This is a genomic window from Streptomyces sp. NPDC051020, from assembly GCF_040683105.1.
GTDB lineage: Bacteria > Actinomycetota > Actinomycetes > Streptomycetales > Streptomycetaceae > Streptomyces.
The window spans coordinates 20,263-28,002 of sequence record NZ_JBFBCG010000085.1 but is presented as its reverse complement, the minus strand read 5'-3'; the positions used below and the strand labels follow the sequence as shown (position 1 = coordinate 28,002).

The 7,740-nt window shown below is 68.1% G+C and carries 8 protein-coding genes and 1 pseudogene; all 9 read left to right on the top strand.

Going from position 1 to position 7,740, the window contains the following annotated elements:
• The first annotated feature begins 248 nt into the window (after window positions 1-248).
• The 9 genes and pseudogenes from AB0N06_RS31805 to AB0N06_RS31765 all read left to right on the top strand — a co-directional run bounded on the left by AB0N06_RS31805 (window position 249) and on the right by AB0N06_RS31765 (window position 7,697).
• A complete protein-coding gene (locus AB0N06_RS31805; protein WP_366138162.1) occupies window positions 249-1,139 on the top strand; it encodes a recombinase family protein in 891 nt (296 codons plus the stop codon).
• Window positions 1,140-1,179: 40 nt separating this feature from the next.
• Window positions 1,180-1,614 carry a hypothetical protein gene (locus tag AB0N06_RS31800; RefSeq protein ID WP_366138161.1) on the top strand — a complete coding sequence of 145 codons (435 nt, stop codon included), beginning with the start codon at window positions 1,180-1,182 and terminating at the stop codon, window positions 1,612-1,614.
• Window positions 1,615-1,749: 135 nt separating this feature from the next.
• Window positions 1,750-1,860: pseudogene (locus AB0N06_RS31795) on the top strand (helix-turn-helix domain-containing protein); the annotation flags it as partial.
• 14 nt (window positions 1,861-1,874) lie between these two features.
• On the top strand, window positions 1,875-3,122 hold the full coding sequence (locus AB0N06_RS31790) for a HAMP domain-containing sensor histidine kinase (RefSeq protein ID WP_366138160.1): 1,248 nt from the start codon (window positions 1,875-1,877) through the stop codon (window positions 3,120-3,122).
• Between the two features lie 184 nt (window positions 3,123-3,306).
• Window positions 3,307-4,290: a serine hydrolase gene (locus tag AB0N06_RS31785; RefSeq protein WP_366138159.1), complete on the top strand. Its 984-nt coding sequence runs from the start codon at window positions 3,307-3,309 to the stop codon at window positions 4,288-4,290.
• A gap of 6 nt (window positions 4,291-4,296) precedes the next feature.
• Window positions 4,297-4,893, top strand: coding sequence for an endonuclease/exonuclease/phosphatase family protein (locus tag AB0N06_RS31780; RefSeq protein WP_366138158.1), 597 nt, complete (start codon window positions 4,297-4,299; stop codon window positions 4,891-4,893).
• A gap of 54 nt (window positions 4,894-4,947) precedes the next feature.
• Window positions 4,948-5,151 (top strand): hypothetical protein, encoded by a 204-nt coding sequence (locus AB0N06_RS31775; protein ID WP_366138157.1) that lies wholly within the window; start codon window positions 4,948-4,950, stop codon window positions 5,149-5,151.
• Between the two features lie 369 nt (window positions 5,152-5,520).
• On the top strand, window positions 5,521-6,675 hold the full coding sequence (locus AB0N06_RS31770; protein ID WP_366138156.1) for a ParA family protein: 1,155 nt from the start codon (window positions 5,521-5,523) through the stop codon (window positions 6,673-6,675).
• Complete coding sequence (locus AB0N06_RS31765) at window positions 6,672-7,697, top strand: ParB/RepB/Spo0J family partition protein (RefSeq protein WP_366138155.1); 1,026 nt, start codon at window positions 6,672-6,674, stop codon at window positions 7,695-7,697. Before AB0N06_RS31770 ends, AB0N06_RS31765 begins: the two co-directional genes overlap by 4 nt.
• Window positions 7,698-7,740: the final 43 nt, after the last annotated feature.

Here is a 7,740-nt window from a genome sequence, read left to right as displayed (position 1 = left end):
GATCCGGGAAGTAGGCGTACAGCAGCTTCTGCAGGTACGGGTCGTCCGGCAGGCTGGTCCGGATCAGCTCGTCCGCGCGTCCGGCGGGCCGGCACGGGCCGGGGCAGCCGCCTGGGATCCGGAACGGTGTTTCATAGGTGAACCCCGTTTCAACACCGGGAGCCGACGACATCGCCACAGGTTGTTTTGTTTCACAGGCCGTTTCCTTCCTATTGGCCCGTGGAACGTACTTCTGAAACAATCCCGGCGTGATCAACGACGCGTACAAGCTGGTGGAATCGCACGCCTGCCCGATGTCCACCTGTCAGGCCCCGGCGGGCTCGCCCTGCCGCACCACCTCCGGCAAGGTCGCCCTCAAGTACCACACCGCCCGCTTCCAGCTCGTGCCCGCGCTCCGCTCCGAACTCCACGTCGCCAGCCCCGCCGTACGGCACCCCGGCGCCGCCTGGACGGCCCTGCCTGTGCAGAAACTCGCGGCGCCGGCCGTGCCGATGGAGGTCCGCCTCGCGTACGCCCGCGTCTCCAGCCGGACGCAGGAGATCCAGTCCCAGATCGACGCACTCGAAGTCTCCGGCGTGCACCGGCTGTTCCAGGAGCAGATCAGCACCAGGGTCAGGGAACGCCCCGAGATGAAGGCCGCCCTGGCGGCGGCCCGCGAGTACCGCTCGCTGGGGGCCAAGGTCACCCTCGTGGTGCACGAGATGAAACGCCTGGGCCGCGGCGCCCTGGAACTCCTGAAGGTCGCCGAGGAACTGCGCGACGCCGAGATCGAGCTGGAGTTCCTCACCGGCCCGTTGGCGGGCAAGCACGACCCGGCCGGTCACGGCGTCGCCCTGTTCGCCTTCTTCGCCGCCATGGCGGAGTCCGAGCGCGACTACATCCGCGACAAGACCCTCGAAGGCCAGGAGACCGCCCGCAAGAACGGCAAGGCCATCGGCGGCGTCAAGGTCTCCGACGAGGACATGCTCGCCACCGCCCTGCGCCTGCGCGACGACGAACGCCTCTCGCTGCGCGAGATCGCCTCCCGCCTCGTCATCCGCACCGGCAAGAAGCGCGGCCAGCACCCCGCCCCGGCCACCGTCATGCGCATGCTGCGCGAGCACGACGAGCAGAAGGCCACGGCCGCACAGGGCACGTGACCGGCCCTCACGGCGCAGGACCCCGGCGTACCGTGAAGGCATGGCCCACCCGTCCGTGCGCCGGTGCAGGAACTGCCGCGAGCCGCTCAAGGCGACCGCCCGCAGTGACGCCAGGTTCTGCTCCCGGGCGTGCAAGGCCACGTACCGCCGGTGGCTGCGTCACCACGACGAGGCATTCGTCATCGGTGTCGCCGTCATCCTCGGCCAGGAGGACGAGCACGTGGTCCGCTGCCCGGTGCGCGGGACCCGCTTCGCCCTGGGCCACGGCCACCGCCGGGACGCCGTCTACGACCGGCCCGCCTGCCGCCAGAAGGCGTACCGGCGCCGCTGCACGGAGCGGATACGCGAAGCCGTAACGAAACCGGCCCCGACCCCCTCAAAGGTGGCCCGTGTTACGGATCCCGGGCCCCCTTCCAGGCTGCTGGCCAGCGAAAACGCCCCGGCCAAGATGGCCGTGGACACCTTGACCGGCTGACCGGTCACGCCGAGGCGTGACTCCCTGGGGTGGTTACGGCGGCGTGTGCGACACGGGCAGTGACGTCAGCCGACGGTGAACAGGACTCCGGGCCGGGTCCTACTATCCCTTTCGACCGTATCTCGGCTGACCCTCTGGGACGGTGACACGAGGGTCGTCGACCTGTGTGTACAGCGGTTGCGCAAGAAGGTCGGCGCCCACCGCGTAGAGACGGTCCGCGGCTTCGGTTACAAGCTGCGGCGCTGAACCGGGGAGCCGAGATGCCGACCGCACACATGATGCTGAACCCCCGCTCGATGCGCTGGAAGATCGTCCTCCTGGTTGCCCTGGCCTGTTCCGCGATGGCCCTCACCGTCGGTGTGCTGGTGCACGAGTCCACGCTGAACCGGTCCCTGAACGAAGGCGCGGGCCGGGCCGAACAACAGCTCGACAAGGAGGTAAGGGACGCCCGGAACTCCGGTCGGCAACCGCCTCTCGCGAACCCCGGCGAGCTCCCGGACTCATTGCTGCGGCAGGTCGAGCTCCACGGCTGGGGCACCCTCTACGAGAACAAGCCGCCGGCCCCCACCTTCTGGGCCGCGAAGAAGCAGGACGGCCGGCTCTACGCGACCAGGGTCGACATGACGGCCGACCTGCTCACCAGGCAGGCCCTGGACCGCCACGTGTGGAAGTACTCACTGCTCACCCTTGCCGTCGTGATCCCGGCCACGGCCCTGGCGACCGAACTGCCGACTAGGCGGCTGCGCCAGGTTGCCCGCACGGCCCGCCGTATCACGGCGGGCGACCTGGACGCCCGTACGAACATGGGCAGCCGCGCCGGCGACGAGATCAACGAGATCTCGGCCACGGTCGACTCGATGGGCGACAGCCTGCGCGAGCGGATCACCACCGAGCAGCGCTTCACCGCCGATGTCGCGCACGAGCTGCGCACCCCGCTGATGGGACTGGTCACCTCGGCCGGCCTGCTCCCCGAGGGTGAGGCCACCGACCTGGTCAGGGACCGGGCCCGGGTACTGCGCGACCTGGTCGAGGACCTGCTGGAGATCTCCCGTCTCGACGCGAATGTCGAGCAGCCACAGTCACGGCCGGTGGACCTGGCCGAACTGGTCGAAGAGTCGGTGGTGAAGACCGGCCTGACGGCGCGGGTGAGCGCCCACGGCGCGCCGGTGGCCGAGACCGACCCGCGACGCCTGGACCGGATCATCGCCAACCTCGTCGTCAACGCCCACCGCCACGGCGCCGGTCCCGTGGAGATCACCGTCTCGGGAGCGACGATCATGGTACGGGACCACGGGCCCGGCTTCCCCGACGGCCTCCTGGCCCACGGCCCCCAGCGGTTCCGTACCGGCGCGGCCGAGCGGGGCCGCGGGCACGGCCTGGGCCTCACGATCGTATGCGGTCAAGCGAAGGTGATCGGGGCGACCCTGGACTTCACCAACCACCCGGGGGACGGGGGAGCGGTGGTGGTGCTGCGCCTGCCCGCGGACGGGCCCGCAGCCGCCCAGTGACCCGGACGATCCCGCCTTGCCCCGGGCTCAGCAGCCTTTCCCCTCCCCTTTGCCGGCCCTGATACACGGCTGATGGGTTCCTGAGGGCCCGTAGCGCTCTGCTGTCCGTCGTCCGGACGAACCGCCCCCGCAGCCTTGCCGACGTACTGATCACGTACCGCGGCCCCCGGAGGTGGCTTTCCTGATGCTTCTTCGCCCTGCCCCACGCCATCGCATCCCGATCAGTCTGCTGGTCGTGTTCCTGCTGGTGGCCCTGAGCACCACCGTGATCGTCACCATGACTTCGGACGACGCCTCGCGCTCCACCCCCACCTCCGCTTCCGGCACCGGCGTGGTGGGCGGCGCCTGGCGAGCGGCCGTAGGCGACGGAGCGATCCCCTGGCCGAAAGACGGCCAGGCCGCGGTCGGACTCGAGGGCACGGCGTCCACGGACACACGGGGCGAACAGCGCCCAGTGCCGATCGCGAGTCTGACGAAGGTGATGACCGCCTACGTCATTCTCAAGGACCACCCCCTCGAACCGGGCGCGCCGGGCCCGCGGATCGAGGTGGACCGGCAGGCCGCGGACGAAGTGGGCGTCGGTGACGAGTCGACCGTCCCGGTCCGGGCCGGACAGAAGTACTCCCAGCACCAGCTCCTGCAGCTGATGCTGATCCCCTCCGCGAACAATGTCGCCCGCCTCCTGGCCCGCTGGGACTCCGGTAGCCAGGGCGCCTTCGCCAGGAAGATGCAGCGCACCGCGGACGAACTCGGAATGGACCAATCGACCTACATGGGGGCAAGCGGCATCGAAGCCGGCACCACGAGTACCGCGGCCGACCAACTGAAACTGACCGGGCAGGCGATGAAGAACCCCGTCTTCCGCGACATCGTGGCCAGCCGCACCGTCACCGTCCCCGGCATTGGCCTGGTCCACAACTCCAACTCCCTGCTGGGTACGTCAGGTGTCGTCGGCATCAAGACCGGCTCCAGCACCCCGGCGGGCGGCAACCTCCTGTGGGCCTCCGAGGTCCGCCTCGGTGACCGGACCCGACTGCTCCTCGGTGCGGTCCTGCACCAGCGAGCGAACACGACGCCCGGCGAGGGTCTCCAGGCGGCCCTGGACAGCAGCCGCGTACTGATCGACGGACTCCGCGACCAGTTGGCCTCGGCGCGGACGGAGAGCTGAACGACGATGACGACAACACAGGCAGAGAGCGGCGAGCGAACCCAGGAGGCGGCACCAGAGGGACCGAGCGGTGCGACGGCGACGAGCGCCGGAGCCTCACCCCAACAGCTTGCGCCCCCACAGCCCCTGCTCCGACGGCTCCGGCCGCAGCGGTCCCGCCGCCAGGGAACGCGGACCACGACCGGCTGCGTCCTCCTCGCGCTGGTCCTCCAGGGCCATCGCTGGATCCCCAACACACCGGGCCACCTGGGCAGCCTGACCGACACCCTGCTAGCACATCTGCACGACGAACGGGCCCAACGCGTCATCGTCATGGGCGACTTCAACGGATCGCTCGACGACCGCGCGCTGCGCCCGCTCACCACGCGCATGACCTCGGCCCAGTCGACGGCAGGCAAAGGCTTCGGTCTCACCTGGCCATCGAGCTTTCCGGTCGTCCGGATCGACCAGATCCTCCTCAAGGACGTGAAGGCCACCTCGGCCTGGAACCTGCCGGCGACGACGAGCGACCACATACCGGTGGCGGCCCGCGTCGACCTCGGCCGCGAGAAGCACACCGCAGGCCAGCAGCCGGCGGCTGCCCGCCGCAGCGGTCTGTGGTGAGCTGCACGCGCGGTTACCGCGTTTATCGGAGGCGGGGGCGAGGCTGACCTCGTCGTGCAGACGCTGCTGGCTTCCAGGGAGGAAAACGACGCGACCTCGAACTACGTCCTGGCCTGGTTGAACCGGATGGGGGTGGCCGCCGCACCGGCCCTGCCCCGCGTTCAGGCGGAACTGGCACTGCCCCGCCGTGGTCGAAGCATCGCCGCCGACGGGGAACTGCAGCGCATATGCCGTGCCATCCTGATGCGCCTCCCCTGACCCCAAGCCACACCGCACCGGACCAGGAGAGGGCGGCCCGGCTCCCGTCGGGCCGCTCAGCGCTCATTGGTGTCCGGTCGCAGCGAACCGAGTCGCGTGCCGGTCTGTCTCATCGAACCCAGCCGTCGCAGGTCGACGGAACAGAGTGACAAGGTCATGACTGAGGCGACACTCTCAACGAAGTTGGTCCACCCTGGTCAGAAGCCCACGGATGACGCGGCTCGTTGAGAACGGAGACTTGGCCACACGGGCCAACTGTCGTCCCCCTCCGTGTCGATAACGCCGTTATCAGTGAGGAGCCATAGGCACAACACGCATGTTGAGCAGGGGGTGTGCTGAGTTCGACCATGAAGTTAGTAAGCTAACCTCATGGTTACTCCAAGCACCGCCGGAGACAGAGAGAAGGTTGTCTCCAAGCTGCCATCGTGGCTGCGCCAGGACCTCAAGGTCCGGGCCGCTGAACTCGGTATTGACATCCAGGACGCGGTGTCGGCCGGCATCACGGCCTGGCGTGCATCGTCCGTCGACGACTGTGTTCCTGTCGACACTTCAGGTTCCTCATCGTTCTCGACATGGCTGCCGCCGGGCCAGTGGGACGATCTCAAGGACACCTGCACCGAACGAGGAAGCCTCCCCTTCGTTCAGGGCCTTGCCCAGTCCATTCAGATGTGGATGAGCACCCACCCTTCCCCCAGACATCGGCCTGTGACGGGCATCGTCCAGCGCAAGGTGGTCATCAACCAGAAGGGCGGCGTGGGGAAGACAGCTGTCGCCGCCGGTGTGGCACAGGCGCTCGCCGAGGACGGTATGCGGGTGCTTCTCGTCGACTATGACCCCCAAGGGCACCTGAGCGACCAGCTCGGCGTCGAGCAGCTCCCCCCAGGGACGGACAGCCTGGTGCTGCACATGTGCGGTGAAGGCAAGGGTGCCTTGAAGGACTTGGTCGTCACGATCGACTCCCCCCGCTTCGAGAAGCGCCTCCATGTGCTGCCCGCTTGCCCGGACGGATTCCTTCTCGACGCCAAGATCGTGGTGACGCGGATGCGGAACAAGGAAGCTGCTCTGGAACGTGCGCTACAGCCGCTGGAGAAGGACTTCGACGCCATCGTGATCGACTGTCCGCCGAGCCTCGGCATGGCGACCGACGCGGCTATCTACTACGGGCGGCGCCGCCAGGGGGAGAGCGCTGGAGTCTCCGGCATGGTCATCCCTGTTCTCGCAGAAGACTCCTCGGCCACCGCCTTTGCGATGTTGGCCGACCAGATCGAGTCGCTGAAAGAGGATCTCGACCTGGAGATCGATTACCTCGGCCTCGTGGTGAACCTCTACGACAGCCGACGCGGCGTCGTCGCGACGTCCTCCCTCAGGGAATGGCGGAACCTGGGCGACCCACGTGTTCTCGCGGTCATCAACGACCTCAAGGAACAGCGCGAAGCGGTACGCAAGCACATGCCGCTGCTGGAGCACTCTCCTTACTGCGACCAGTCGGCGGGCATGCGTGAGATCGCGAGGAAGATTTCATGACCTCAAAGGAAGACCAGCTTGGGGCTTCGTCCTCCTTCGCCAGGGCAGGGAAGGCTCGCAGCGTACGACGCCAGCTGACCGACCAGGCTTTCGGAACGGGCGATCCGAGCGAGCTGCCGCTCAGCGAAATCAGCGCCAACCCCGACAATCCGCGGGAAAGTCTGGGAGATATCTCCGGCCTGGCCGACAGTCTCGCCGAGATCGGTCAGATCCAGTCGATCACCGTCGCGTCCGTCGAGGCGTACCTGCGGGACCGTCCGGAGCGAGCCTCGGAGCTTGAGCCGGGCGCGAGTTTCGTCGTCGTGGATGGTCACCGCCGACTGGCCGGTGCGCATGCTGCGGGGCTGGCAGCGATAAAGGTCAGCGTCGATGACGCCCGGGTCACCACCGACGAAGCCCTTTTGGAGGCCGCGTTCGTCGCGAACGCGCAGCGCGAGAACCTCTCCGATCTCGAAGAGGCCGCGGCCCTGAAGACATTGGTTGCGTTCTACGGATCGCAGCACAAGGCGGCGCGGCGACTTGGCGTGACCCAGCCTTACATTTCGCAGCGGCTGTCCCTGCTGGAACTGGCTCCCGACCTTCAGGCCGACCTGGAGGCGGGGCGGCGCAAAGTCGAGCACGTGAGGGGCCTGGCCAAGCACACGCCGGAGGAACAGCGCGAGGTCGCCGACGCACGAGCTCGGCAGGCGGCGGAGAAGAAACAGCGACGCCAGCCTCCCGAAGCACGGCCGACGATTGATAACGCCGTAATCACCCCTGGGTCGCCCCCGGCAGAACCTGTTGCTCATTCCCCCGGGGATAACGCCGTTATCAGTGAGGCTGCCCCAGGCGACCGTGGGCTTGGCGACAAGACGGAGCCGAGGGGTGAACGGACTGATAACGCCGTAATCACTCAAGCTCCGGAAGAGCCCTGGGAGACCCGCCTACCGTGGCACAGCCCGCAGGCACTCAACAGGCTGGTCCGCGAGCGTATGACCGCCGAGAACCGTCACACGCTCGCGAAACTCCTCACTCAGGAGTGACGGTGCCTGAGTGTCCCTGCCCACTCGCTGCGGTACGGCAGGG